18 protein-coding genes and 1 pseudogene are annotated in these 23,204 nt (G+C 69.4%); 10 read left to right on the top strand and 9 right to left on the bottom strand.

Features of this window, described 5'->3' with window-relative positions:
• Positions 1 to 51 precede the first annotated feature (51 nt).
• From KHC24_RS17960 to KHC24_RS17935, 6 genes are all read left to right on the top strand, one after another.
• Positions 52 to 732 (top strand): amino acid ABC transporter permease, encoded by a 681-nt coding sequence (locus KHC24_RS17960; RefSeq protein WP_213364686.1) that lies wholly within the window; start codon positions 52 to 54, stop codon positions 730 to 732.
• Positions 732 to 1,487 (top strand): amino acid ABC transporter ATP-binding protein, encoded by a 756-nt coding sequence (locus KHC24_RS17955; protein ID WP_213364685.1) that lies wholly within the window; start codon positions 732 to 734, stop codon positions 1,485 to 1,487. The genes KHC24_RS17960 and KHC24_RS17955 overlap by 1 nt, the downstream gene beginning before the upstream one ends.
• 142 nt (positions 1,488 to 1,629) lie before the next feature.
• Complete coding sequence (locus KHC24_RS17950) at positions 1,630 to 2,730, top strand: ABC transporter ATP-binding protein (protein WP_213364684.1); 1,101 nt, start codon at positions 1,630 to 1,632, stop codon at positions 2,728 to 2,730.
• Positions 2,731 to 2,745: 15 nt separating this feature from the next.
• On the top strand, positions 2,746 to 3,693 hold the full coding sequence (locus KHC24_RS17945) for an ABC transporter substrate-binding protein (protein ID WP_213364683.1): 948 nt from the start codon (positions 2,746 to 2,748) through the stop codon (positions 3,691 to 3,693).
• A gap of 10 nt (positions 3,694 to 3,703) precedes the next feature.
• Positions 3,704 to 5,401 carry an ABC transporter permease gene (locus tag KHC24_RS17940; protein ID WP_213364682.1) on the top strand — a complete coding sequence of 566 codons (1,698 nt, stop codon included), beginning with the start codon at positions 3,704 to 3,706 and terminating at the stop codon, positions 5,399 to 5,401.
• Positions 5,401 to 6,489 (top strand): MBL fold metallo-hydrolase, encoded by a 1,089-nt coding sequence (locus KHC24_RS17935; protein ID WP_213364681.1) that lies wholly within the window; start codon positions 5,401 to 5,403, stop codon positions 6,487 to 6,489. Before KHC24_RS17940 ends, KHC24_RS17935 begins: the two co-directional genes overlap by 1 nt.
• A 321-nt stretch (positions 6,490 to 6,810) precedes the next feature.
• On the opposite strand, the pseudogene KHC24_RS17930 reads toward KHC24_RS17935, so the two are convergent.
• The 7 genes and pseudogenes from KHC24_RS17930 to KHC24_RS17900 form a co-directional block, all read right to left on the bottom strand.
• Positions 6,811 to 7,128 (bottom strand): annotated as a pseudogene (locus KHC24_RS17930) (TerC family protein); the annotation flags it as partial.
• 88 nt (positions 7,129 to 7,216) lie between these two features.
• On the bottom strand, positions 7,217 to 9,841 hold the full coding sequence (locus tag KHC24_RS17925) for an AAA family ATPase (RefSeq protein WP_213364680.1): 2,625 nt from the start codon (positions 9,839 to 9,841) through the stop codon (positions 7,217 to 7,219).
• Complete coding sequence (locus tag KHC24_RS17920) at positions 9,838 to 10,965, bottom strand: metallophosphoesterase family protein (protein ID WP_213365177.1); 1,128 nt, start codon at positions 10,963 to 10,965, stop codon at positions 9,838 to 9,840. The genes KHC24_RS17925 and KHC24_RS17920 overlap by 4 nt, the downstream gene beginning before the upstream one ends.
• A 182-nt stretch (positions 10,966 to 11,147) precedes the next feature.
• Entirely contained in the window at positions 11,148 to 11,942 is a 795-nt protein-coding gene (locus KHC24_RS17915; protein WP_213364679.1) for a MetQ/NlpA family ABC transporter substrate-binding protein, read from the bottom strand.
• A 27-nt stretch (positions 11,943 to 11,969) separates the two neighbouring features.
• On the bottom strand, positions 11,970 to 12,650 hold the full coding sequence (locus tag KHC24_RS17910) for a methionine ABC transporter permease (protein WP_246547111.1): 681 nt from the start codon (positions 12,648 to 12,650) through the stop codon (positions 11,970 to 11,972).
• Positions 12,640 to 13,824, bottom strand: coding sequence for a methionine ABC transporter ATP-binding protein (locus KHC24_RS17905; RefSeq protein WP_213364678.1), 1,185 nt, complete (start codon positions 13,822 to 13,824; stop codon positions 12,640 to 12,642). Before KHC24_RS17905 ends, KHC24_RS17910 begins: the two co-directional genes overlap by 11 nt.
• 23 nt (positions 13,825 to 13,847) lie before the next feature.
• Positions 13,848 to 14,048 (bottom strand): hypothetical protein, encoded by a 201-nt coding sequence (locus KHC24_RS17900; protein ID WP_213364677.1) that lies wholly within the window; start codon positions 14,046 to 14,048, stop codon positions 13,848 to 13,850.
• Positions 14,049 to 14,490: 442 nt separating this feature from the next.
• On the opposite strand from KHC24_RS17900, the gene KHC24_RS17895 reads away from it, so the two are divergent.
• From KHC24_RS17895 to KHC24_RS17885, 3 genes are all read left to right on the top strand, one after another.
• Positions 14,491 to 15,309 (top strand): MetQ/NlpA family ABC transporter substrate-binding protein, encoded by an 819-nt coding sequence (locus KHC24_RS17895; RefSeq protein ID WP_213364676.1) that lies wholly within the window; start codon positions 14,491 to 14,493, stop codon positions 15,307 to 15,309.
• Between the two features lie 223 nt (positions 15,310 to 15,532).
• The gene (locus KHC24_RS17890; protein ID WP_213364675.1) at positions 15,533 to 16,735 is read left to right on the top strand and encodes an efflux RND transporter periplasmic adaptor subunit; all 1,203 of its coding nucleotides are present in this window, start codon (positions 15,533 to 15,535) and stop codon (positions 16,733 to 16,735) included.
• The gene (locus KHC24_RS17885) at positions 16,732 to 19,836 is read left to right on the top strand and encodes a multidrug efflux RND transporter permease subunit (RefSeq protein WP_213364674.1); all 3,105 of its coding nucleotides are present in this window, start codon (positions 16,732 to 16,734) and stop codon (positions 19,834 to 19,836) included. Before KHC24_RS17890 ends, KHC24_RS17885 begins: the two co-directional genes overlap by 4 nt.
• A gap of 24 nt (positions 19,837 to 19,860) precedes the next feature.
• Here KHC24_RS17885 and aptA read toward each other — a convergent pair whose 3' ends face one another.
• A complete protein-coding gene (aptA, locus tag KHC24_RS17880) occupies positions 19,861 to 21,141 on the bottom strand; it encodes an omega-aminotransferase AptA (RefSeq protein ID WP_246547246.1) in 1,281 nt (426 codons plus the stop codon).
• 183 nt (positions 21,142 to 21,324) lie between these two features.
• Here aptA and KHC24_RS17875 point away from each other — a divergent pair, with 183 nt between their 5' ends.
• Complete coding sequence (locus KHC24_RS17875) at positions 21,325 to 21,876, top strand: cupin domain-containing protein (RefSeq protein WP_213364672.1); 552 nt, start codon at positions 21,325 to 21,327, stop codon at positions 21,874 to 21,876.
• Between the two features lie 14 nt (positions 21,877 to 21,890).
• On the opposite strand, the gene KHC24_RS17870 is transcribed toward KHC24_RS17875, so the two are convergent.
• Positions 21,891 to 23,201 carry an NAD(P)/FAD-dependent oxidoreductase gene (locus tag KHC24_RS17870; protein ID WP_213364671.1) on the bottom strand — a complete coding sequence of 437 codons (1,311 nt, stop codon included), beginning with the start codon at positions 23,199 to 23,201 and terminating at the stop codon, positions 21,891 to 21,893.
• Between the last annotated feature and the right edge of the window lie 3 nt (positions 23,202 to 23,204).

Below are 23,204 nucleotides of genomic sequence, written 5' to 3'. Positions count from 1 at the left end.
TTGGAGGACCGGCCGCTTGGCCGGTCCTGTCATATGTGGGGAAGGACCGCCGTGCCGCACTGGCTGCAACTCATGCTGGATTCGCTCGCTCCGCTGCTGTGGGCCGGTCTCGTCTTCACCGTGCCGCTGACGCTGCTTTCCTTCGCCTTCGGATTGTCGCTGGGCTTCCTCACCGCGCTTGCCCGGCTCTATGGCCCGCGCCCGCTGGTGGCGGTGGCGCGTTTCTATGTGTGGATCATTCGCGGCACGCCGCTGCTGGTGCAGCTCTTCGTGATCTTCTACGGCCTGCCGAGCGTCGGCATCCTGCTCGACGCCTTCCCGGCGGCATTGATCGGTTTCACCCTCAATGTCGGCGCCTACAGCTCGGAGATCGTACGGGCGGTGATCGCCTCCATCCCCAAGGGACAGTGGGAAGCGAGCTATTCCATCGGCATGAGCTGGTGGCAGGCGCTGCGACGCACGGTACTGCCACAGGCGGCGCGCACCGCGGTGCCGCCGCTCTCCAACACCTTCATCTCGCTGGTGAAGGATACCTCGCTCGCCGCCGCGGTGACGGTGCCCGAGCTGTTCCAGGCGGCCCAGCGCATCGTCGCCACCACCTATGAGCCGCTGATCATCTATATCGAGGCGGCGCTGATCTATCTGGCGCTGAGTTCGGTGCTCTCGGTGCTGCAGGACCGGCTGGAGCGCCGGCTCGCCCGCTCCAGCGGCCTCTCCCCGGAGGGAGCGTGATGATCCGCCTTGCCGATATCGAAAAGAGCTTCGACGGCCAGAAGGTGCTGAAGCGCGTCAGCCTGGCGGTGCGCGAGGGTAGCGTCACCGCGCTGATCGGCCCCTCCGGCTCCGGCAAGTCGACGCTGCTGCGCTGCGTGAACCTGCTCGAAATCCCCGAGGCCGGCGAACTGGTCATCGGCGAGGCGGCGGTACGCTTCACCGGCCGCGCGCTCGACCGCGAGGCCGTGCGGCGGATCCGTCGCCAGACCGGCATGATGTTCCAGAATTTCCAGCTGTTCCCGCACCGCACCGCGCTCGGCAATGTGATGGAGAGCCTTGTCGTGGTGCTGAAATGGCCGGAGGACAAGGCGCGGGCCCGCGCGCTGGAACTGCTCGAAAAGGTCGGGCTGGCGCACAAGGTGGACGCTTGGCCGGCGCAGCTTTCCGGCGGCCAGCAGCAGCGCGTCGCCATCGCCCGCGCGCTCGCCTCCTCGCCGAGCGTGCTGCTCTGCGACGAGCCGACCTCGGCGCTCGATCCGGAATTGTCGCTGGAGGTAGTGGAGGTGCTGGCGCAACTCGCCCGCGAGGGCACCACCATGCTGATCGCCACCCACGATCTGCGGCTCGCGGCGCGGGTGGCGCAGGACGCCATGCTGCTGGACGCCGGCGAGGTGGTGGAAAGCGGGCCGGCGGCGCAGCTCTTCGCCTGCCCGCGGCACGAGCGCACCGCGCGTTTCATCGCCACGCTGGGGCACCCGGTCATCGCCGTCTGACGCCGGCCGGGCTGCTGCGGACGTTACGGCATGACACGAGGTGGCTCCGCCCGGCATGACGCGCGACGGCGCCGGGCGGGTGTCACGTGACTGTCATGTGGCTCCCGTAGCTGTGCCCGGATCGTTCGCATCCGGATCCTCCATGCCCTCAGACAGCAGCCCAGCGGTCTCGGTCCGTGGCCTTGGCCTTTGCTATGGCCGTGCGCGGATCCTCGACGACGTCGGCTTCGACGTGGCACCGGGCAAGGTGCTGGCGCTGCTCGGTCCCTCCGGCTGCGGCAAGACCACCCTGCTGCAACTGCTGGCCGGGCTGCTGGCGCCGAGCGCCGGGCGGATCGAAATCCTCGGCGCGCCGGTCGCCGATGCCGCCCTCGGCCGCTTCGTGCCGCCGGAGGCGCGCGGCCTCGGCATGGTGTTCCAGGACTATGCGCTGTGGCCGCATATGAGCGTGGCGGCCAATGTCGCCTTCCCGCTGGAGATGCGCGGCGTGCCGGCGGCCGAGCGACGGGTGCGGGTGGCGGTGGCGCTGGAGCGTGTCGGCCTCGGCGCCATGGCGGAGCGCCGGCCCTCCGACATGTCGGGCGGCCAGCAGCAGCGGGTGGCGCTCGCCCGCGCCATCGTCGCCGAGCCGCCGCTGGTGCTGTTCGACGAGCCGCTGTCCAATCTCGATCCGGAACTGCGGGAGGCGATGGTGGGCGAGATCGGCGCCCTGGTCGCCCAGCTCGGCCTCACCGCCATTTATGTGACGCATGATCGGACCGAGGCCTTCGCCCTCGCGGACGAGGTGGCGGTGATGCGCGGCGGGCGTATCGCCCAGCTCGCGGCGCCTGAGGCACTGATCGCCGCGCCGGCCAGCCCAGAGGTGGCCGAGTTCCTCAATCTCGGCTGCGTGCTGCCGGTGCGCCGCGCGCCCGAGGGGTGGCTGATCGACGGCACCGCCATGCTCGTCGCGACCGGCGGGCCGGACGCGCAGGCGGCGCGGCTGCTGCTGCCGCGCCGGGCGACGCTGATCGGTCCGGCGGTGGAGGGGCGTCCCCGCGCCGACGTCGTCGCCGCCCGCTTCCGGGGCGACGGCCATGTGCTGACGCTGCGCATCTGCGGCACCGAACTCGACATCCAGGTCACCAGCCCGCGCCGCGTCGCCCCAGGCGAGGTCGTCGGGCTGTTCTGCCCGCCGCAGGATTTGCGCTGGTTCGCCGATCCCACGACCCCATTGCCTGCGGCCTCGTCCGTCGCGGCCTAACTCCAGGAGGAAACCATGCGCGCCTTTTCCCTCGCCCTTGCTTTGGGTGCGTCCCTGCTCGCGACGTCCGCGATGGCGGACATCACCGTCTATTCCGCCGGTCCCGGCGGCCTGATCGACAAGCTCGCCAAGGGCTATGCCGACAAGACCGGCGTGAAGGTCAACGTGTTCCAGGCCACCACCGGCAAGATCATGGCACGCATCGAATCCGAGGCCGCCAATCCGGTGGTCGACGTGCTGATCTCCGCTTCCTGGGACACCGCCACCGACTTCGCCAAGCGTGGCTGGCTGGCGACCTACACCAGCCCGAATGCCGCCAAGGTGCCGGACTTCCTGAAGAACGGCACAGCGGTGGCGCAGGGCATCTCGGCGCTCGGCATCGCCTGGAACCCGGCCTCCGGCACGCCCAAGCCGGCGGAATGGGCCGACCTGACCAAGCCCGCATTCGAGGATCTCGTCACCATCCCGGATCCGGCGCAGTCCGGCGCCTCCTTCGAACTGGTCGCCGCGTTGCAGGCCAAGGATGGCTGGGAGCTGTTCAAGGGCCTCGCCGCCAACGGCGCCATCGTCGCCGGCGCCAATGCCGAGGCGCTGAACCCCGTCATGCAGGGCGCCAAGGCGGCGGTGTTCGGCGCCGTCGACTACATCTCGCTGGCCGCCAAGGCCAAGGGCGAGTCGATCGACGTGATCTTCCCGGCCTCCGGCACGGTGATCGCGCCGCGGCCGATGATGATCCTCAACTGGTCGAAGCAGCAGGACGAGGCCAAGAAGTTCATCGACTACGTGCTCTCCGACGAGGGACAGAAGGCGGTGGCGGCGACCTATCTGATGCCGGCCCGCACCGACATCGCCGCCAACCGGCCGCTGATCTCCGACCTCAAGATCCTCCCGGTCGACGCCGCCGCCGTCTATGGCAAGCGCGACGCGACGCTCGCCGAATTCGGCAAGGTGGTCGGCAAGTAAGGCGTTCGACATGCGCGCGGCAGCGGCGAGGACCGGCGGCCACGGCCCGATCGGCTGGGTGGCAGGGGTGAGCCTCGCGGTGATCGTGGCGGTGCCCTTCGTCTTCATCGTGCTGCAGGCGATCTTTCCCGAACTCGGGCGCGGGTCGCTCGCCGCGCCCTTGCAACATTTGCCGAAGACGCTGGGCGATCCGGCGCTGCTTCGGCTCGCCGGCAACACGCTGATCATCGGGCTGGGCGTTGTCGCCGGCTGTACACTGATCGGCGTGCCGCTGGCTGTGGTGCGGGCGCTGTTCAAGGTGCCGTGCGCGCTGGCGTGGGACGTCGCCTTCCTCGTGCCGTTCATGATCCCGCCCTATATCGCCACGCTTGGCTGGATCATGACCATGCAGCCGCGCGGCTATCTCCAGCAGCTGACCGGCTTCAATCTCGGCCCGCTGCTGTTCTCGGTGCCGGGCATGATCCTGATCATGAGCCTCAACCTGTTCCCGGTGGTGTATTTCGCGGTGTCACGCACCATCGAGGCGGTGGGCACGCGCTATGCCGATGTCGGCCGGGTGTTCGGGGCGCGGCCGGGGCGAGCCTTCTTCCGTATCACCCTGCCGCTGGCGACGCCGGGGCTGGCGGCGAGCCTGCTGCTGGTATTCGCGCTCGCCATCGAGGAATACGGCACGCCGGCGGCGCTCGGCACCCGCTTCGGCTTCGAGGTGCTGGTGACCGGCATCGAGAACCGCATCTCCGACTGGCCGATCGACCTGCCGGGCGCGGCGATCCTGTCGCTGCTGCTGGTGGCGCTGTCGCTGGTGGCGTTCCTGATCCAGCGGCGCATTCTCTCGTCGCGCAATTTCGACACCGTCGGCGGCAAGCCGCAGGCGAAGGACAAGCGTCCGCTCGGCGCGTGGGCGCTGCCGGTGGGGCTCGCCTTCGCGCTGGTCGCCCTGCTGGCGACCGGGGTGCCGCTTGCCGCCATCCTCGCCACCGCCTTGTCGAAGACCATTTCCGGCGGGCTGAAGCCGGCCAATATGGGGCTGCAGAATTTCGAGGAGGTGCTGGGCAATGCCGGCGGGGCGCTGCAGGCGTTGATGAATTCGCTGAGCCTCGGCATCGGCACGGCGCTGGTCGCCGGCGCGCTCGGCGCGCTCACCGCCTATGCGGTGGTGAAGGGCAGCGGGCGCGGCCGGCCGGTGCTCGACGTGCTGGCGATGCTGCCGAGCGCGCTGCCGGGCGTGGTGGTGGCGGTGGGGATGATCCTCGCCTGGAACCAGCCGGCGCTGCCCTTCACTCCCTACAACACCGCCTTCATCCTGCTGCTTGCCTATTGCTGCATCCTGCTGCCGCAGCCGGTGCGCTACGCCACGGCGGCTTTCCAGCAGATTGGCGACAATCTGGAGGCCGCCGCACGGGTGGCGGGGGCGGGGCCGTTCACGGTGTTCCGGCGCATCATGCTGCCCTTGATCCTGCCGAGCCTGATCACCTCGATGCTGCTGGTGTTCGCGGTGGCCTCGCGCGAACTGGTGGCATCGCTGCTGGTGGCGCCGGTGGGGATGATGACCATTGCCGGCTTCATCTGGCGGCAGTTCGAGCAGGGCTCGGTGGGGCTCGGCATGACGATGAGCTTCATCGCCATCGTGCTGACGACGTTGATCCCCATGCTGCTGATCGCGGCGCTGCGCCGCTTCGCCGGCGCGCGCTTCACGGGACTGCACTGATGAAACGTCTCGTCGCGCTGTCGGGATGGGGGGTGAAGGGGCCGGCCTGTTTCCTCCTCGACATCGGAGGCCGGCGCTTCCTGCTCGATCTTGGCGAGGGGCCGGATGCCGGGCGGCGGCCGTCTCTGCGCGGCGTGGCAAACGTCGATGCGATCCTGATCTCGCACGGCCATGCCGACCATGTCGGCGCGCTCGATCTGGCGCCGGAGATCGGCGACCCGCCGGTCTACGCCACCGCACCGGTGCGGGCGCTGGCGGGCGACGACCGGCTGCGGCAGGCGCGCGACCTGCCCTTCGGCGGCGCGACGCGGATCGCCGGGATCGATGTCGAGACCGGCCCGGCCGGGCATGCGCCCGGCGCGGTGTGGATGCGGATCGGCGGGGCGGAAGGGCTGGTCTATACCGGCGACTATTCCGCCGAGAGCGCGCTGTTCCCCTCCGCGCCGCCGCCGCCAGCCGCGGCGCTGGTGTGCGACGCCAGCTATGGCGACGCCGAGGAGCCGCTCGACCGGCAGATGCTCGACCTGGTGGCGCGGGCGCGCCGGCGGCCGCTGCTGCTGCCGGCGCCGCCAGCCGGGCGGGCGCTGGAGATGGCGCTGGCGTTCCAGCGCGCCGGAGTGGCGGTTTCGCTGTGTGCCGGCACGCGGGCGGTCGCAGAGGCGATGGCGCGGCATCCCTCCACTGCCGTGCCGCATCTCGCCGGCTGGCCGGCGCAGGTGCTGGAGACGACCGCGCTGCTGACGGCGGACAGTGCGCCGGCCGGGGCAATGATCGTTGCCGGGGCGCAGGCGGAGCGCGGCCTTTCCGCGGCGCTGACCGGGCGTTTCGCCTCGACGGGGGAGGCGGAGATCGTCTTCACCGGCCATGTCGCCGAGGGATCGGGCGCCGAGCGCCTCATCGCATCGGAGCAGGCGACGATGCGGCGCTGGAACGTGCACCCGACCTGCGACGGACTTCGCGAGCTGGTCGCGGCGGTAGCGCCGACGGTGATGCTGCCGGCCTTCCTGCCGCAGGCGCGCCTCGGTGCGCTGGGGGGATTGTTCCCCGGCCTGCGCCTCGCCACCGAACCGCCGGAGTTCTCCTGGTAGGTCGCCGGTAGTGCCTAGACGACCGCCTCGGCGCCGGCGACCGGGCGTCGAGCAGCCAGGATTCTCCTGCCGTACCGCATAGGACGTTTCCTCGCCGGCAAGCTCGGGCAGATCGCCGTCGATGGCGACCAGGATGTCGGTGGGGGTGACGATGCCCCTCGAAGGTGCCGTGCTCGTCCACCACCACCGCCATGAGCACCGGCGAGGTCTTGAACTGTTCGAGCAGGCGCAGGATCGGCAGCGTCTCGGCGATGTAGAGCGGCTGGCGCAGCACCTCGTCGATCTCTCCCCGGCATCCAGCCACACCGTATCGACACGCGGCATCATGATCGACAGCTCGCGCACCATGCCGACCGCGGTGATGACGCTGTCGAGCGAAAACACCGCGTCGAGCACGACGATCTGCACGATCACCTGCCAGAACACCGCATGGACCGGGCTGGCATTCCCGGCATCGTCGCCGCCCTCCGGCCGCTCGTGCAACTCGGTGGTGCCCTTGAACAAGAGGAACAGGCCGCCGACGATGAGGATGACGTCGCGCCAGGAGATCTCGCTGCCGAGCATGGTGAACAGCGGATAGGTGAGCGTGACGATCCACGACACCGAGGCCAGCAGGGCGAGGCGCATGAACAGCGCCAGCGGGAAGACGGAGGTCTTCACGAATGCGTGGACCAAACCCGGCTCTTCCCCGATGGCCGGGCGCCGTCGATCTGCGGCGGCGCGCGCCCTAAGCCGGCTCCGGCTGCCAGGGCTGCATGTGCAGCACGTTGCCGCCGAGCTTCGAGAAGGCGCGCTGGCGGCAGGAAAACACGATGATCTGCTGCTCGCGCGCCTGCCGGTGCAGCGCGTCGAACATGCGCTCGATGCGGTCGTCGTCGGAATAGACCAGGGCATCGTCGAGGATCACCGGCGCCGGGCGGCCATCGCGGGCGAGCAGCCGGGCGAAGGCGAGGCGGGTAAGCACCGAGAGCTGCTCGCGCATGCCGCCCGACAGCCGGTCCACCTCCTCGTCCTGCCCATTGCGGCGCACCACCTGCGGCAGCAACGTCTTCTCGTCGAAGGTGATGGAGATGTCGTCGAACAGCAGGCCGAGCAACGGCTTCAGCTCGGCCAGCACCGGCTGGAGATAGAGGTCGCGCGCGGCCGAACGGGAGGCCTGCAGTGCCTCGCGCAGCCGGTCGAGCACCGCGACCTCGGTCTCGAAGGTCACGACACGGGCTTCGGCGGCCTGGAGGGCGTCGCGCGTCTCTTGCCAGGCTTCCTCCACCGCGTCATCGGAGCGGGTGCGGATCTGGCCGTTGAGATCGGCGAGGGTGACGTTTAGCCGGCTTTCTTCCTCAGCGGCGGCCTGCTCGACCGATTTGGCCCGGCGCAGGACAGCCTCCGCCGAGGCGAGGTCGGGAGCGGCGACGCGGAGTTTTTCCGCATGGGCGGCGGAGGCTTCGAACGCAGCCTGCTGGCCGGCGTGCGCGGTCGCGAAGCCCTGCTCCCGCGCCGGGCGCTCGGCTTCCGGGCCGAGCACCGCGTCGAGGCGGGCGCGTTCGCCGGTGAGCATGGCATAGGCGGTTTCCGCCTGCACGACGGCGTCGCCGGCCCGGCCCTGCAACGGATGCACCTCGCGGGCAGCGGTGCGGGCGGCCTTGACGCGCTCGGCGGCGCCGGCAAGGGCTGCGCGGGCCGCATCGGGATCGGCTTTCAGCTCCAGCGCTTCGGGCAGCACGGCAACGCGGCGCGCCACCTCCTCGCGCAGCTTCGGCAAGCCTTCCGGGGCGAGATGGCGCAGTTCCAGGCGCAGGCGGTCGCGCTCGGCGGCCTTCTCCTGAGCCTCGACCTGCCGGCGACGGGCGGCGGCGATGTCGGAAACCTCGAGGGCCTGCAGCAGTTCGGCGCGGCTGCGCTCGGCGGTTCGGCGGGCATTGTCGGCACCGGCGGGCCGGTTGGAGCGGACGGTAAGGGCGCCTATGCCGGGCAGGGTCAGCCGCACGACATCGCGAATGCCGCGTTCCTCCGCCTCGGGCAGTGGCGCGCCGTCGAGGAGAACCGGGGCGACACCGGCCTCATAGGCGATGCGCAGCGAGGGCAGGCCGGCCTCCTCGGCGGCGCGCAGCCGGGCGATCTCGATCTCGCTGCGTTGCAGTTGCTCGATGCCCTCGGCAGGGATGGCGAGCAAGGCAAACGCCGCCTCGCTTTGTTCCATCGCGGTGCGGGCGGTTTCCGCCTGTTGCAGGCGGCTGCGCAGGGCTTCCAGCTCCGCTGCCGCCTGCCGCGCGATGAGGGCGGCGTCGAGCCGGGCCAGCAATTCGCGGGCCTCCTGCTCCTGACCCTCGGCGGCATGGACGGTAGCGGCGGCGGCGTCGATGGCGGCAGCGGCGTCGCGGCGGCGGTCCTGCGCCTCCGAGCGGCGCGCCTCGGCGGCGGCGAGTTCGGCGTGCAGGTGTCCGGCGCGGTCCAGCGCCTCGCGGAAGGCTGTGAGCTCGCGCTCGGCCGCGTCGCGACGGTTGCGCGCCAGGGCGGCTTCCGCCTCGGCGGCCTTCAGCTTTTCGGCATGGGCCTTGGCGGTTTCCAAGGCGGTTGCCGCCTTGTCGACGGCGGCACGGCGGGCGGTCTTTTCCTCGGCATCGCCGAGTTCGGAGAGGCGCTTCAGCGTAGCGGCGCGGCGGTCGAGCGCTTCGCGCAGCGTGGCGACATCGGCGGCCAGGCGCTGCTCCTCGGCGGCGAGGCGATCGCGTTCCTCCACAGCCTTGAGATAGGGGCCGCCGGCCTTCGGCCGCAGCCGGGAGGTGGCTAGCCGGTCCAGCTCTTCCTCGCAGGCCGCCATGATCTCCGACATGCGCCGGCCGCCGGTGATCGCCTCGACCTCTCCCTGCACCGAGGTAAGAAGGCTCTCGCGAACCTGCCGTTCGTCCTCGTCTTCCTTGCGCTTCTCCAGCCCGGTATTGCCCTGCCGTACCCAGAGCAGGCCGGCGGGGCCAGCGGTGCCGCCGCGGATCAGGTCGGCGATGAAACGCTCGGCCTCGTCCGCCTGCGCGACGAGGCGGCCGGTTCCGAGATCGACGACGCTGGCGCGCTTGCCGCCGATGAACTGCTTGGTGAGGCGAAACCGGCCTTCCGGCACCGCGATATCGGCCTCGACCAGCGGATGGCCGCCGCTATAGGGCTGGAGGCGGCGTACATCCTTCGGCGTGCCGGTGTGCGGCTGGAAGAACAGCGCGTGCAAGGCCTCGAAGCTGGTCGACTTGCCGAACTCATTGGCGGCGCACAGCACGTTGACGCCGTCGCCAATGCCCTCGATGGCGACGCCCTGCCGGGCGAAGCGTTTGACGTTGAAGAGCCGCAGCGCCGCGATCTTCATATGCCGGCCTGCTGGCTGAGCGAGAACAGTCGTGCGAGCGCGGCGCGGGCGATAGCGCGCTCGGCAGCGGAGCGCGCCTCGTCGAGGCTTTCGGCGCGCAGCGTCTCGGCGGCGTCGCGCAGGGCGCCGGCGCGGTCGATGAGGTCGAGGTCGCCGGCCTCGACATCGGTGGTGAGGGCGGAATCGTCGAGTTCCAGCCGGGCGAATTCCGGCGCGGCATGGGCGATGGCGGCGGCCAGCGCGGTGCGCGCGGACAGGCTGGCGCGACCCGAGGCGAGGATCCGCGCCAGCGTCTGGCGGCGGGCGGCGCCGGGCGGCAGCAGATTGGCAAGCATGCCCGCGCCGTCGTCGCCGGAGAGCAAATGCAGCGGCAGGCTGCGCCAGGAAAAGCTGGCGGTTTCGACCGGAATGACCTCCGGCGGCGCGGCGGGGGCGGAAAAGCTGACGATGAGCGCTTCGCCGGGGCGATCGTGCTTGAAGCGGTCGGGCTCGGGGGTGCCGCTGTAGCGGGTGCGGGCGTCGACCTCCACCGCGCCGTGCCAGTCGCCGAGCGCCAGATAGGCGAGGCCGGCGCGGGCGGCGCGATCAGGAGCCAGCACGTCGAGGCCGACGCCTTCCTCCGAGAAGTCGCGGACGGCGCCATGGGCGAGGCCGAGGCGCAGCGTGCCTTCTGGTGTCGGCGCGGCGTCCATCCATTCGGTGAGGTCGCGGCCGGGACGGCGGGTGGTACAGGGGGCGGGCAGCAGCACGACGCCGGGCGCCAGCTCGATGGGGGCGGGCTCGGCGGCGATGACGACATTGGGCGGCGCCTCGGCGCGGATGGCGCTCCACAGCTGCGTCGCCTGCAGGGAATCGTGGTTGCCGGGCAGCAGCACCCATTGCAACGGGGCGTGATGGCGCATCTCGGCCAGCGCCTGCCGACGAATATCGGGGGTGGGGGTCTCGGTGTCGAAGCTGTCGCCGGCGAGCAGGACGGTGCCGGCGCCATGCTCGCGGGCGCGGGCGGCAAGCCGGCCGAGCACGGTGTGGCGGGCGTCGCGCAGGCGGCCGCGCAGGTTCTCGTCGGCGATGTTGCCGAAGCGCTTGCCGAGATGCAGATCGCTGGAATGGAGGAAGCGGAACATCATGCGGCGGCCGGACAACCGGCGCCGCCGGCCGAAAAGCCGCCCGCTGCGGCGAGGGGCGGCGTCGGCAGTGGCAGTCCGGTCCGCGGACGAATCTTCTCAAGCTGCATGGTTCAACCATGCCCGCCCGGACGCGGCGGCGCCAGTGGCGGCGGCGCTGCCGACGCGGAGGTTGCCCGGCTTCACCAGGACGTCAGCACCGAGCCCTTGAACTTCTGGTCGATGAAGGCCTTCACCTCCGGCGAATGGTAGGAATCGACCAGTATCTTCACCCAGGGCTTGTCCTTGTCGACGCTGCGCACGGCGATGAGGTTCACATAGGGGCCCTTGGCTTCCTCCCTGAGGATCGGGCCCTTCACCGGGTCGAGGCCGGCCGACACCGCGTAGTTGGTGTTGATGGCGGCTGCGTCGACGTCCTCCAGCGAGCGCGGGGTTTGCGCGGCTTCCAGTTCGACGATGCGCAGCTTCTTCGGGTTCTCGACGATGTCGACCACGGTAGGTTTGAAGCCGACGCCGTCCTTCAGCTTGATCACACCCTTGTCCTGCAGGAGCAGCAGCGAGCGGCCGCCATTGGTCGGGTCGTTCTGGATGGCGACGGTGGCGCCGTCCGGCACCTCGGCCCAGCTCTTCCATTTCTTGGAATAGATGCCGAGCGGGAAGTTCACCGTGAGCGCCGCCGGCTCGATCCTGTAGCCGCGGTCGGCCTTCTGGTTGTCGAGATAGGGCCGGTTCTGGAACGAGTTGGCCTCGATCTCGCCAGCATCGAGCGCCTGGTTCGGCACCACATAATCGGAGAATTCGATGATCTTGATGTCGAGCCCCTTGGCAGCGGCGACCGGCTTCACCGCCTCGAGGATCTGCGCGTGCGGGCCGGGGGTGGCGGCGACGCGGATGGTTTCGGCGCGGACAGGAGTGATTCCGGCGATGCCGGCGGTGGCGAGGAGGGCGAACGCCGCGAGGATGGAGCGCGTGAACATAATGAGTTCTCCGGGATCGGACAGGATTCAGTGGCGCCGCAGCCGGCGGTTGACCTTCTTCGCCAGCGTCTCGCCGAGCGATTGCACGGTCTGCACGAGGATGATGAGCACGACCACCACCATCAGCATCACCTCGGGCATGAAGCGCTGGTAGCCATAGCGTATGCCGAGGTCGCCCAGCCCGCCGCCGCCCACCGCACCGACCATGGCGGAGTTGGAGAGCAGGCTGACCACCGAGAGGGTGATGCCGAGCACCAGGCCGGGCAGCGCCTCGGGGATCAGCACCTTGCGTACGATCTGCAGCGGCGTCGCGCCCATGGCCAGCGAAGCCTCGACGAGGCCCTGGTCGACCTCGCGCACCGCCGCCTCGACGATGCGGGCGATGAAGGGCGTCGCGGCAAGGGAGAGCGGCACGATGGCGGCGGTGGTGCCGATCGAGGTGCCGGCGACGAGGCGGGTGAACGGGATGATGGCGACGACGAGGATGATGAACGGCGTCGAGCGGGTGGCGTTGACGATGAGCCCGAGTACACGGTTGACCGTGACCGCCTCGAACAGCTCGCCCCTGGCGCTGGTGGCCAGGAAGATGCCGAGCGGCAGGCCGGCCAGCGTGCCGATCAGCGCCGCGATGGCGACCATGTAGAGGGTCTCGAGCGTCGAATCGACGATGAGGCTGAGGATGGCCGGTGAAATCAGGTCAGAGAACATGGCCGATCACCTCCGTGCTGGCGCCGGCCGCCTCCAGCGCCGCGCCGACCGCGCCGCTCGCCCAGGCCTGCGTCGGCACGCCGACATAGAGCAGCGCGAAGGGCAGCGTCCCGATGCTGTCGATCTGGCCGCCGAGCAGCACCACGTCGATGCCGAGCTGGCGGGCCAGGCGGGTGACCACCGGCTGGCCGGCCGCCGCGCCGGTGAGGGTAAGGCGCAGCACGCTCTGGCGGGCGCCGGTGGGATCCGCGCGCAGATGGCCGGCCAGCGCGGCGGGAATCTCGCGGCCGGGCAGGCTGCCGATGAAGGAGCGGGCGGTGGCGGTACGCGGATGCGCGAACACCTCGCCGACCGGGCCTTCCTCGATGATGCGCCCGGCCTCGATGACGCCGACGCGGTGGCAGATTTCCTTGATCACCGCCATCTCATGGGTGATCAGCACGATGGTGACGCCGAGTTCGGCATTCACCCGCGCCAGCAAAGCGAGGATGGAGCGCGTGGTCTCGGGATCGAGGGCGCTGGTCGCCTCGTCGGACAGCAGCACCTTGGGATCGGTGGCGAGGGCGCGGGCGATGCCGACGCGCTGCTTCTGCCCGCCGGACAGTTCGACCGGGTAGCGGTCGCGCTTGTCGGCGAGGCCGACGAGATCGAGCAACCGCTCCACCTTGGCGCGTATCGCCACGCGGGAGAGGCCGGCCAGTTCCAGCGGCAGCGCCACATTGTCGAAGGCGGAGCGTGAGGAGAGCAGGTTGAAGTGCTGGAAGATCATGCCGATCTTCCGCCGCTCGTTGCGCAGCGCCGCCTCGTCGAGCCGGTTGATGGTGACGCCGTCGACGATCACCTCGCCGCGGGTCGGGCGCTCCAGCCCGTTGATGGTGCGGATCAGCGTCGACTTGCCGGCGCCGGAGCGGCCGATGATGCCGTAGATCTCGCTGCGCGGGATATCGAGCGCGATGTCGGCCAGCGCCTCCACCGCCGCATCCGAGCCGCGGGCGGGAAAGGTCTTGGCGACGTCGCGCAGCACGATGGCAGCACCATCCGCCGCCCCGCCTCGGCCGCCAGGCCCGGCGGGTTCGTGCGCCCGCGAGGCCCTACCAGCCCCCGAGGGCAGGCGGGCGGCGAGGTCGCGGAACAGCGCCGGCGGGAAGGGCGGGGCGGAGGCGTTCTGAATCATCGTGTTTGTCGTGCGAGACGGGCTCAGGCGGCGCGGGGAAGGGCGTGGCCGGAGCGGGCGAGGCGCTGGCGCTCGCGGTCGAGCTTCACCCGCACCACGCCGGGGGTGAGCCCGTCGCGACGCAGGATCAGGCCGACCAGCGGGTCGGCGAGGATCTCGTCCAGGCTGGGTTCGGAAAGGTTCAATGGCGCCTCGGCGGCGCCCGAAAGGATGACGGAGCTCATCGCAGATATCCCAATGGTCGGACGCCCGCACGGGCATCCTTCAGTCTCGGCAAAGGGCGGAGAAGGGGCCTCAGGCCCGTTTGGGACGTCGACAACACATGGTCATGGCTCAGCTCCTTAAGCTCGTTGCCCAACCACGAAGTCGCTCCGTGGCGCTTTAGCATTGGTGACGCGGTGCAATCTGCCGGGTGTCAAATGCCGCGATCCGACGGCTACGCCATCGAACAGCACGCTATTTATCATGCCTACGGGAGAAGTCAACTAAACTAATAGATTACTCGTTGTGCCAGTGGCGTGACGACGTCTGCACAATGCGTGCGCAATCCGCATAACAAATATGCATACCTTGTATTCCATTAATTGAATAGACTATTTCGCGCCGCCCCGCCTAGCTGAGGCAACCGGTGCCCTGCGCGCCTTCCGCACCTCAGGAGTGAACACCATGACTGCCCTTACCCGCCGCGGGCTCGGCCTTGGCCTCGGCGCCACGCTGGCCGCCTTCGCCATTCTGCCCGCCCAAGCCGACGTCAAGGCTGCCGCCGACAAGATCAAGCTCGGCGTCATTGGCGGCGACGAGGAGGAAATCGCCGAGGTGGCGAAGAAGGTCGCGGCGAAGGAGGGGCTGGAGATCGACGTCGTCACCTTCTCCGATTACACGCTGCCCAACGAGGCGCTCTCGCGCGGCGACCTCGACGCCAATGCCTTCCAGCACAAACCCTATCTCGACGCGCAGATCGCGGCGCGCGGCTACAAGATCGTCGCGGCCGGCTTCACCATCGTCGAGCCGATCGGCTTCTATTCGGTGAAGCTCAAGGACTTCAAGGACCTGCCCGAAGGCGCGCAGATCGGCATTCCCAACGATCCGTCCAATGGCGGGCGGGCGCTGAACCTACTGGCCGCCAACGGCCTCCTCACGCTGGTGCCGGGCAAGGGCCTGCAGCCGACCGTGCTCGACGTCACCGGCAATCCGAAGAAGGTGAAGCTGCGCGAGCTGGACGCGGCGCTGCTGCCCAAGCAGCTCGCCGATCTCGACGGGGCGGTGATCAATACCAACTACGCGCTCGGCGCCAAGCTCGACCCGCGCAAGGACGCCCTGGTGCAGGAGAGCCGGACCGACAACCCCTACGGCAATTTCATCGCCGTGCGTGCCGGCGACGAGGGCAAGCCCGCGGTGGTGAAGCTGGTGAAGGCCTATCAGTCGCAGGAAGTGAAGGACTTCCTCGGCACCCGCTTCAAGGGCGCGATCCTGCCGGCATGGTGAACCTTCGATCCTCCAGAGAGGGCCGAGCCGCAAGGCCCGGCCCCTCCGGTCTTCGAAGCTCCGCTCCAGCGTGGGCCACGAAGGACCGTCACCCCAATGTCGCACATGCCGTAACGGGATGAATTGACGTAAGGTGCTGTAGATAAACAAGATTTAATGCAAGATCCGCTGCGTTGCAGGGCACAATGGCGCACAGGCCGGGATCGCCAGCGGAGTTGAGTGAATGGAGACTGCAACACGGCCGCCACGAAGAGGGCGTCTTGCCGTCCCCTTGCTGATCGGCCTTCTGGCGCTTGGCTGCGGTGCCTATGTCTGGCGCGAGAGCCGGGCGCAGGCGGCCCAGCCGGTGGCGGCTGCGAAATCGCCGCTCGTGCACGTCCATGTGGCGCCGGTGCAGCGGCGGGACGTGCCGGTGGTGCTGAACGGGCTCGGCAGCGTGCAGGCCTCGCAGACGGTCAACGTCCATGCGCGGGTCGATGGCACGCTGCAATCGGTGAACTTCACCGAGGGCCAGAACGTCAAGGCAGGCGACGTGCTGGCCCGGCTGGACCCCCGGCTGGCGCAGGCCAGCCTCGACCAGGCGCAGGCCGCCAAGGTCAAGGACCAGGCGCAGTTGAAGGGCGCCGAGGCCGATCTGACCCGCTATTCGCAGCTGGTGCAGAAGGACTATGCCAGCCGGCAGTCGCTCGACCAGCAGCAGGCGACGGTGGACGGGCTGAAGGCCTCCATCGTTGCCGACGACGCGGCGATCGAGACCGCGCAGACCAATCTCGCCTACACCACGCTCATCGCCCCGGTCGACGGGCGGATGGGCATCCGCCAGCTCGACGCCGGCAATATCGTGCATTCGAGCGACACCACGCCGATCGCGGTGCTGACGACGCTCAAGCCGATCTCGGTGATCTTCTCGCTGCCGGAAAAGGACCTCGACGCCGTGCAGCAGGCGGCGGCGCGCGGGCCGGTCGCGGCGGTGGCGACGCGCGACGACGGCACCGTGCTCGGCACCGGAACGCTGTCGGTGGTCGACAACCAGATCGATGCAGGCACCGCAATGCTGAAGCTCAAGGCGGTGTTCCCCAATGAGGATGAGCGGTTGTGGCCGGGCGCCTTCGTCCATGTCGAGCTTTCGGTCGACACGGTGAAGAACGCGCTTACCGTGCCGGTGGCGGCGGTGCAGCGCGGGCCGGACGGGCTGTTCGCCTGGGTTCTCGGCGCCGACGATGCCGCCACGGTGAAGCCGATCGAGACCGGTCGGGTGGCCGGTGGGGTTAGCGTGGTGACGAGCGGGCTCGCCGACGGCGACCGCGTGATCGTGGATGGCCAGTACCGGCTGCGGCCCAATGCCAAGGTTGCCGTGGTCGAGGGCAAAGGCGCGCCGGCCGAGCACCTCGCCGAGAGCGACAGCGGAAAGGCGGCGACGCCGTGAACCTCTCCGCCCCCTTCATCCAACGCCCGATCGCCACCTCGCTGATGATGGCGGCACTCGCGGTGCTGGGCGTCGTCGCCTATCCGCTGTTGCCGGTGGCGCCGCTGCCGCAGGTGGATTTTCCCACGGTGCAGGTCTCGGCCAGCCTGCCCGGCGCCAGCCCCGATACCATGGCCTCGGCGGTTGCCGCGCCGCTGGAGCGGCGCTTCGGCCAGATCGCCGGCCTCGACCAGATGACCTCGACCTCGACGCTGGGCTCGACCTCGATCACGTTGCAGTTCGACCTCTCCCGCAACATCGATGCGGCGGCGCAGGACGTGCAGGCGGCGATCACCGCGGCGCAGCGCCAGCTGCCGGACGACCTCTCCTCGCCGCCGAGCTACCGCAAGGTCAATCCCGCGGACTCGCCGATCATGATCCTTGCCGCCCGCTCGGACACGATGCCGATGACGGCGGTGGACGATTTCGCCGACAATGTGCTGGCCCAGCGGCTGTCACAGGTGCAGGGCGTGGCGCAGGTGATCATCGGCGGCGAGCAGAAGCCGGCGGTGCGGGTGCAGCTCGATCCCGCCCGGCTCGCCGCCAACGGCCTGACTTTCGAGGATGTGCGCGGAACGCTCGCCGATTCCACCGCGCTGGCGGCGAAGGGCACCATCAACAACGCGGTGCGCAGCTTCACCATCGCCGCCAACGACCAGATCGTGAAGCCGGCCGATTATGACGACGTCATCCTCGCCTATCGCAACGGCGCGCCGATAAGGGTGCGCGATGTCGGCCATGCGGTGGAGGGGCCGGAGAACGTCAATGTCGCGGCCTGGAGCACCGACAAGCGGGCGGTGGTGCTGCTGATCTTCAAGCAGCCGGGCGCCAATGTCATCGAGACCGTCGACGCCATCAAGGCGACGCTGCCGAAGCTCGACGGCATCATTCCCGCCGGCATCAGCATCGACACCATCGTCGACCGCACCACCACCATCCGCGCCTCGGTGGAGGACGTGCAGTTCACCCTCGGCATCACCATCGCGCTGGTGGTGATGGTGATCCTGCTGTTCCTGCGCAACATCCGCGCCACGCTGATCCCGGCGGTGGTGGTGCCGATCTCGCTGGCCGGCTCGGCGGCGGTGATGTACGTACTCGACTTCAGCCTCGACAATCTGTCGCTCATGGCACTCACCATCGCGGTCGGCTTCGTGGTCGACGACGCCATCGTGGTGGTGGAGAACATCGTCCGCCACATGGAGGAGGGCGAGCCCGCCTTCATCGCGGCGATGAAGGGCGCGCGCGAGATCGGCTTCACCGTGCTGTCGATCAGCATCTCGCTGGTGGCGGTGTTCATCCCGCTGCTGCTGATGGGCGGCATCGTCGGCCGGCTGTTCCGCGAATTCGCGCTGACCGTCACCGCCGCCATCGCGGTCTCGGCGCTGGTGTCGCTGACGCTGACCCCGATGCTGTGCTCGCGGTTCCTGAAGGCCCCTTCGCACGAGCATGGGCGGCTCTACCGGCTGATCGAGGCCGGCTTCGACGGCATTCTTGCCTTCTACGAGCGCACGCTGGCCATCGCGCTGCGCTTCCGCTTCGCGACGCTGATGGTGTTCTTCGCCACCATCGCGCTGACCGGCTGGCTGTTCGTCGTGGTGCCGAAGGGCTTTTTCCCGACGCAGGACATCGGCGTCATCACCGGCCTGTCGGAGGCGGCGCAGGACGTCTCGCCCGACGAGATGAAGCGGCTCCAGATCGCGCTCGGGGCGGTGATCGCCAAGGACCCGGCGGTGGCGGCCTTCGGCTCGCTGCTCGGCGCCGGCGGCGCCAACACCACCAATACCGGCCGTTTCTTCATCGCGCTGAAGCCGCGCGAGGAGCGCGACGCCAATGCCCGCCAGGTGATCGACCGGCTGCGGCCGAAGCTGACGCAGGTGTCGGGGGCCAATGTGTTCCTGCAACCCTCGCAGGACATCACGGTGGGTGGGCGCATTTCGCGCGCGCAGTATCAATACACCCTCACCGACGTCGATCTCGACGAGCTGAATGGCTGGGCGCCGAAGCTGCTCGCCAAGCTGCGCCAGCTGCCTGAACTCACCGACGTCACCAGCGACCAGCAGGGCAATGCGCCACAGCTCAAGATCAGCATCGACCGCGACCGCGCCGCCCGCTTCGGCATCCAGCCGGCGCTGATCGATGCGACGCTGAACGACGCCTTCGGCCAGCGGCAGGCGACGCAATACTTCACCCAGCTGGATTCCTACTCGGTGATCATCGAGGCGACGCCGGAACTGCAAAGGCATATCGGCACGCTGGACCAGATCTATGTGAAGTCGCCGACCACCGGGCAGGCGATCCCGCTCTCCACCTTCGTGAGCATAGACGCCAAGGCGGTGGGGTCGTTGTCCGTATCGCACCAGGCGCAGTTCCCGGCGGTGACGCTCTCCTTCAACCTCAAGCCGGGGGTGTCGCTCGGCGAGGCGGTGCAGGCGATCAACACCGCCTCTGCCGAGCTCGGCGCGCCCGCGACGATTACCGGCAGCTTCCAGGGTAGCGCGCAGGTGTTCCAGAGCGCGCTGGCCAGCGAACCGGCGCTGATCGCGGCGGCCCTGTTCGCGGTCTATGTGATCCTCGGCGTGCTCTATGAGAGCTACATCCACCCGCTGACTATTCTCTCGACGCTACCTTCGGCCGGCATCGGCGCGCTGCTGGCGTTATGGGCCGGCGGCTTCGACCTGTCGGTGATCGGCATCATCGGCATCATCCTGCTGATCGGCATCGTGAAGAAGAACGGCATCATGCTGGTCGACTTCGCCATCGCCGCCGAGCGCGAGCGGGGGATGGCGCCGGAGGAGGCCATTGCCGAGGCGTGCCGGCTGCGGTTCCGGCCGATCCTGATGACGACTCTGGCGGCGCTGCTGGCCGGCGTGCCGCTGATGCTCGGCCATGGCACCGGCTCGGAGCTGCGCCAGCCGCTGGGCTACGCCATGGTCGGCGGGCTGGCGCTCAGCCAGGTGCTGACGCTCTACACGACGCCGGTGGTCTATATTTATCTGGCCCGCTTGCAGCGGTGCTTTACCACCGCGCCGCCGGCGACGGCGCAGCCCGCACCCGCCGAATGAGCGGATGCGGGCCGGAGGTCAGGATCAGGCGGCGCGCTTGAGCGCATCGCCCAGCATCGCGGCGAGGTCGTCGATGTGCTGCGTCTCGGCGATCAGCGGCGGCGACAGCGCGATGATGTCGCCGGTGACGCGGACCAGCAGGCCCTTGTTGAAGCAATCGACGAAGACGTCATAGGCGCGGGCGCCGGGCGCGCCCTCGCGCGAGGAGAGCTCGATGCCGGCGACGAGGCCGATGGTGCGGATGTCGACGACATTGGGCAGGTCACGCAGGGAATGCATCGCCGCCTCCCAATGCGGGGCGAGCTCCGCTGCGCGGGTGAGCAGGCCTTCCTCGGCATAGATGTCCAGCGTGGCGAGGCCGGCGGCGCAGGCGACCGGATGGCCGGAATAGGTGTAGCCGTGGAACAGCTCGATGGCGGCCTCCGGGCCGGTCATCAGCCCATCATGCACCTTGCGGCTGGCGAAGACGGCGCCCATCGGGATGGTGCCGTTGGTGATGCCCTTGGCGGTGGTCACGAGATCCGGCGTCACGCCGAAATAATCGGTGGCGAAGGGGGCGCCGAGGCGGCCGAAGCCGGTGATGACCTCGTCGAAGATCAACAGGATGCCGTGGCGGGTGGCGATTTCGCGCAGCCGCTGCAGATAGCCCTGGGGCGGCAGCAGCACGCCGGTGGAGCCGGCCATCGGCTCGACGATCACCGCGGCGATGGTCTCGGCGCCGTGCAGCGCGACGAGGCGCTCGAGGTCGTCGGCGAGTTCGGCCCCGTGCGCCGGCAGGCCACCCTTGGTGAAGGCGTTGCGCGCCGGATCATGGGTGTGGCGCAGATGGTCGGCGCCGGGCAGCAGCGGGAAGACGCGGCGATTATTGACCAGGCCGCCGACGGTGATACCGCCGAAGCCGACGCCGTGATAGCCGCGCTCGCGGCCGATGACGCGGGTGCGGGTGCCCTGGCCGATGGCACGCTGATAGGCGATGGCGATCTTCAGCGCGGTATCGACCGATTCCGAACCGGAATTGGTGAAGAAGACACGGTCGAGCCCGCCCGGCGCGATGGCGGCGAGGCGCTCGGCGAAATCGAAGGCGATGGGATGGCCCATCTGGAAGGTGGGCGCGAAGTCGAGGGTGGAGAGCTGGCGCTCGACCGCCTCGGTGATCTGCCGGCGGCCATGGCCGGCATTGACGCACCACAGGCCGGCGGTGCCGTCGAGCACGCGGCGACCGTCGTCGCTCGTGTAGTACATGCCCTGGGCCGCCGCCAGCAGGCGCGGCGCCGCCTTGAACTGCCGGTTGGCGGTGAACGGCATCCAGAAGGCTTCGAGGGAAGGGGTATTGGCGCGGGCGTTCACGGCGGGTCTCCTCTTGCGGAGGCCGACCTTGGCCACGATGGGCAGCGCGGGACAAGTCCTTTTCTGGTGTGGATTAACACGCTGTTATATAAGGCATGAAGGCTGATAGTTTTCGATATTTGCAACGGGTGAAACAGGCGGATGGTCGAGGAGGATCTCGGGGGGCGGCTCCGCTATGTCCGCCAGCTGCACAAGCTGTCGCAGCGGGAGCTCGCCCGCCGCGCCGGCGTGACCAATTCGACGATCTCGCTGATCGAATCCAACACCAGCAACCCGTCGGTGGGCGCGCTGAAGCGCATCCTCGACGGCATCCCGATCAGCATGGCGGACTTTTTCGGGCTGGCGCCGACGCTGCCGAAGAAGGCGTTCTACCGCGAGGACGAGCTGACCGAGATCGGCAAGGGCGCGGTCTCCTATCGCCAGGTGGGCGAGAGCGCCTTCGGGCGGGCGCTGCAGATTCTCAAGGAGTGCTACCAGCCCGGTGCTGATACCGGAATCATCCCGCTGGTGCATGATGGCGAGGAGGGCGGCATCATCCTCTCGGGTCGGCTGGAGGTGACGGTGGATGGCGAGCGGCGGCTGCTCGGGCCGGGCGACGCCTATTATTTCGAGAGCCGGCGGCCGCATCGCTTCCGCTGCGTCGGGCCGGTGCCGTGCGAGGTCGTCAGCGCCTGCACGCCGCCGACCTTCTGAGGGCTCGCCAGGGGCTAGAGGCCGAGGCGGTCCATGAGGCGGCCGTGCAGCACGGCGGCACGCACGCCGAGCGGCCAGAAGGCGTGGAAGGCGATCGGCTTCGGCTGCACGATCGGCAGATCGAGCTGGAAGCTCGCGCCGTGCAGCAGCCGGCCGGCCAACTGCGCGGCGAGCGCGGTGCCGAGCGCGACGCCGCGGCCGTTGCAGCCGAGATAGATCAGCGCGTCTGGCGACGGCTCGTGGATGTGCGGCCAGTGGTCCTTGGTCATGGCGAGCTGGCTGTTCCAGCCATGGGTCCAGCGCACGCCCTGCAACTGCGGCCAGAGTTCGACCGCGTAGTCGGTGAGATAGGCGATGGGATCGGGCGTCGCGATGGGCTGCATCGGGCCGCGCCCACCCATCAGCAGGCGGCCCTGCGCGTCGATGCGGTAATAGACGGTGATGCGGCCGCTTTCGTAGACCGAGGGACGGCCGGGCGTGATGCCGGCCCGCTGGGCCGCGCTCAGGGGCTCGGTGGCGGCGATGGCGCTGTAGACCGGCACGATGGTCTGGCGCAGGCCCTTCCACAAATCGCCGGTGAAGCCGTTGGTGGCGATGAGGATCTTCTCGGCTTCGATGGTGCCGGCCGGGGTTTCGACCGACCAGCCGGCAGCGGTGCGGCGCAGCGCGGTGGCGGGGGTGCCGCCATGGACGCGGGCACCGGCAGCGAGCGCGGCGCGGGCGAGGCCGCGCGAATAGGCGAGCGGATTGAGGTTGCCGCCGCGCCGGTCCAGCATGGCGCCGTGATAGGCCGGAGAGCCGACGGCGGCGGCGGTCTCCGCGCGGTCGAGCCAGTCGACCGGCATGCCGCGCGCTATGCACTGGCGGGCGGTCGTCTCCACCGCCTCGCGCGCCCGAGCGCTGCGGGCAGCGCGCAGTGTGCCGCCATGATGGGCGTCGCAGGCGATGCCGAGCCGGGCGATCAGTTCGAGGGCGCGGGTCGGTGTGTCCCAGGCGAAACTCACCATGCGCCGGCCGAGTTCGGGACCCCAGGTCTCCTCGATGACGTCGGGATCGAATTTGAGGCCGGGATTGAGCTGGCCGCCATTATTGCCTGAGGCCCCCCAGCCCGGCTGGTTGGCCTCCAGCACCACCACGTCGGTGCCGGCCTCGGCGAGATGCAGGGCGGTGGTCAGCCCGACGATGCCGCCGCCGATGATCGCCACCGAAGCGCGGCGCGAGCCGTCGAGCGGCGGGGTATCCGGCGCCGGCGGGGCGTCGAGCTGGTAGACGTTCGGGGGCAGGGGCTTCGGGGGCAGAAGCTTCGGGGAGGTGGGGGTGCTCATGAT

The sequence above is a fragment of the Ancylobacter defluvii genome, assembly GCF_018390605.1.
GTDB classification, from domain to species: domain Bacteria; phylum Pseudomonadota; class Alphaproteobacteria; order Rhizobiales; family Xanthobacteraceae; genus Ancylobacter; species Ancylobacter defluvii.
Note: the sequence above shows the minus strand (reverse complement) of the source record. Positions and strands in the feature narration are given on the sequence as shown.

Excerpts from the sequence above, each read along its gene's own strand:
- KHC24_RS17875 (WP_213364672.1), top strand. The coding sequence starts at position 21,325 with ATGGTCGAGGAGGATCTCGGGGGGCGGCTCCGCTATGTCCGCCAGCTG.
- KHC24_RS17905 (WP_213364678.1), bottom strand. The coding sequence starts at position 13,824 with ATGATTCAGAACGCCTCCGCCCCGCCCTTCCCGCCGGCGCTGTTCCGC.
- KHC24_RS17955 (WP_213364685.1), top strand. The coding sequence starts at position 732 with ATGATCCGCCTTGCCGATATCGAAAAGAGCTTCGACGGCCAGAAGGTG.
- KHC24_RS17890 (WP_213364675.1), top strand. The coding sequence starts at position 15,533 with ATGGAGACTGCAACACGGCCGCCACGAAGAGGGCGTCTTGCCGTCCCC.
- KHC24_RS17910 (WP_246547111.1), bottom strand. The coding sequence starts at position 12,650 with ATGTTCTCTGACCTGATTTCACCGGCCATCCTCAGCCTCATCGTCGAT.
- KHC24_RS17935 (WP_213364681.1), top strand. The coding sequence starts at position 5,401 with ATGAAACGTCTCGTCGCGCTGTCGGGATGGGGGGTGAAGGGGCCGGCC.
- KHC24_RS17940 (WP_213364682.1), top strand. The coding sequence starts at position 3,704 with ATGCGCGCGGCAGCGGCGAGGACCGGCGGCCACGGCCCGATCGGCTGG.
- KHC24_RS17915 (WP_213364679.1), bottom strand. The coding sequence starts at position 11,942 with ATGTTCACGCGCTCCATCCTCGCGGCGTTCGCCCTCCTCGCCACCGCC.
- KHC24_RS17945 (WP_213364683.1), top strand. The coding sequence starts at position 2,746 with ATGCGCGCCTTTTCCCTCGCCCTTGCTTTGGGTGCGTCCCTGCTCGCG.
- KHC24_RS17895 (WP_213364676.1), top strand. The coding sequence starts at position 14,491 with ATGACTGCCCTTACCCGCCGCGGGCTCGGCCTTGGCCTCGGCGCCACG.
- KHC24_RS17950 (WP_213364684.1), top strand. The coding sequence starts at position 1,630 with ATGCCCTCAGACAGCAGCCCAGCGGTCTCGGTCCGTGGCCTTGGCCTT.
- KHC24_RS17925 (WP_213364680.1), bottom strand. The coding sequence starts at position 9,841 with ATGAAGATCGCGGCGCTGCGGCTCTTCAACGTCAAACGCTTCGCCCGG.
- KHC24_RS17870 (WP_213364671.1), bottom strand. The coding sequence starts at position 23,201 with ATGAGCACCCCCACCTCCCCGAAGCTTCTGCCCCCGAAGCCCCTGCCC.
- KHC24_RS17920 (WP_213365177.1), bottom strand. The coding sequence starts at position 10,965 with ATGTTCCGCTTCCTCCATTCCAGCGATCTGCATCTCGGCAAGCGCTTC.
- KHC24_RS17900 (WP_213364677.1), bottom strand. The coding sequence starts at position 14,048 with ATGAGCTCCGTCATCCTTTCGGGCGCCGCCGAGGCGCCATTGAACCTT.
- aptA (WP_246547246.1), bottom strand. The coding sequence starts at position 21,141 with ATGCCGTTCACCGCCAACCGGCAGTTCAAGGCGGCGCCGCGCCTGCTG.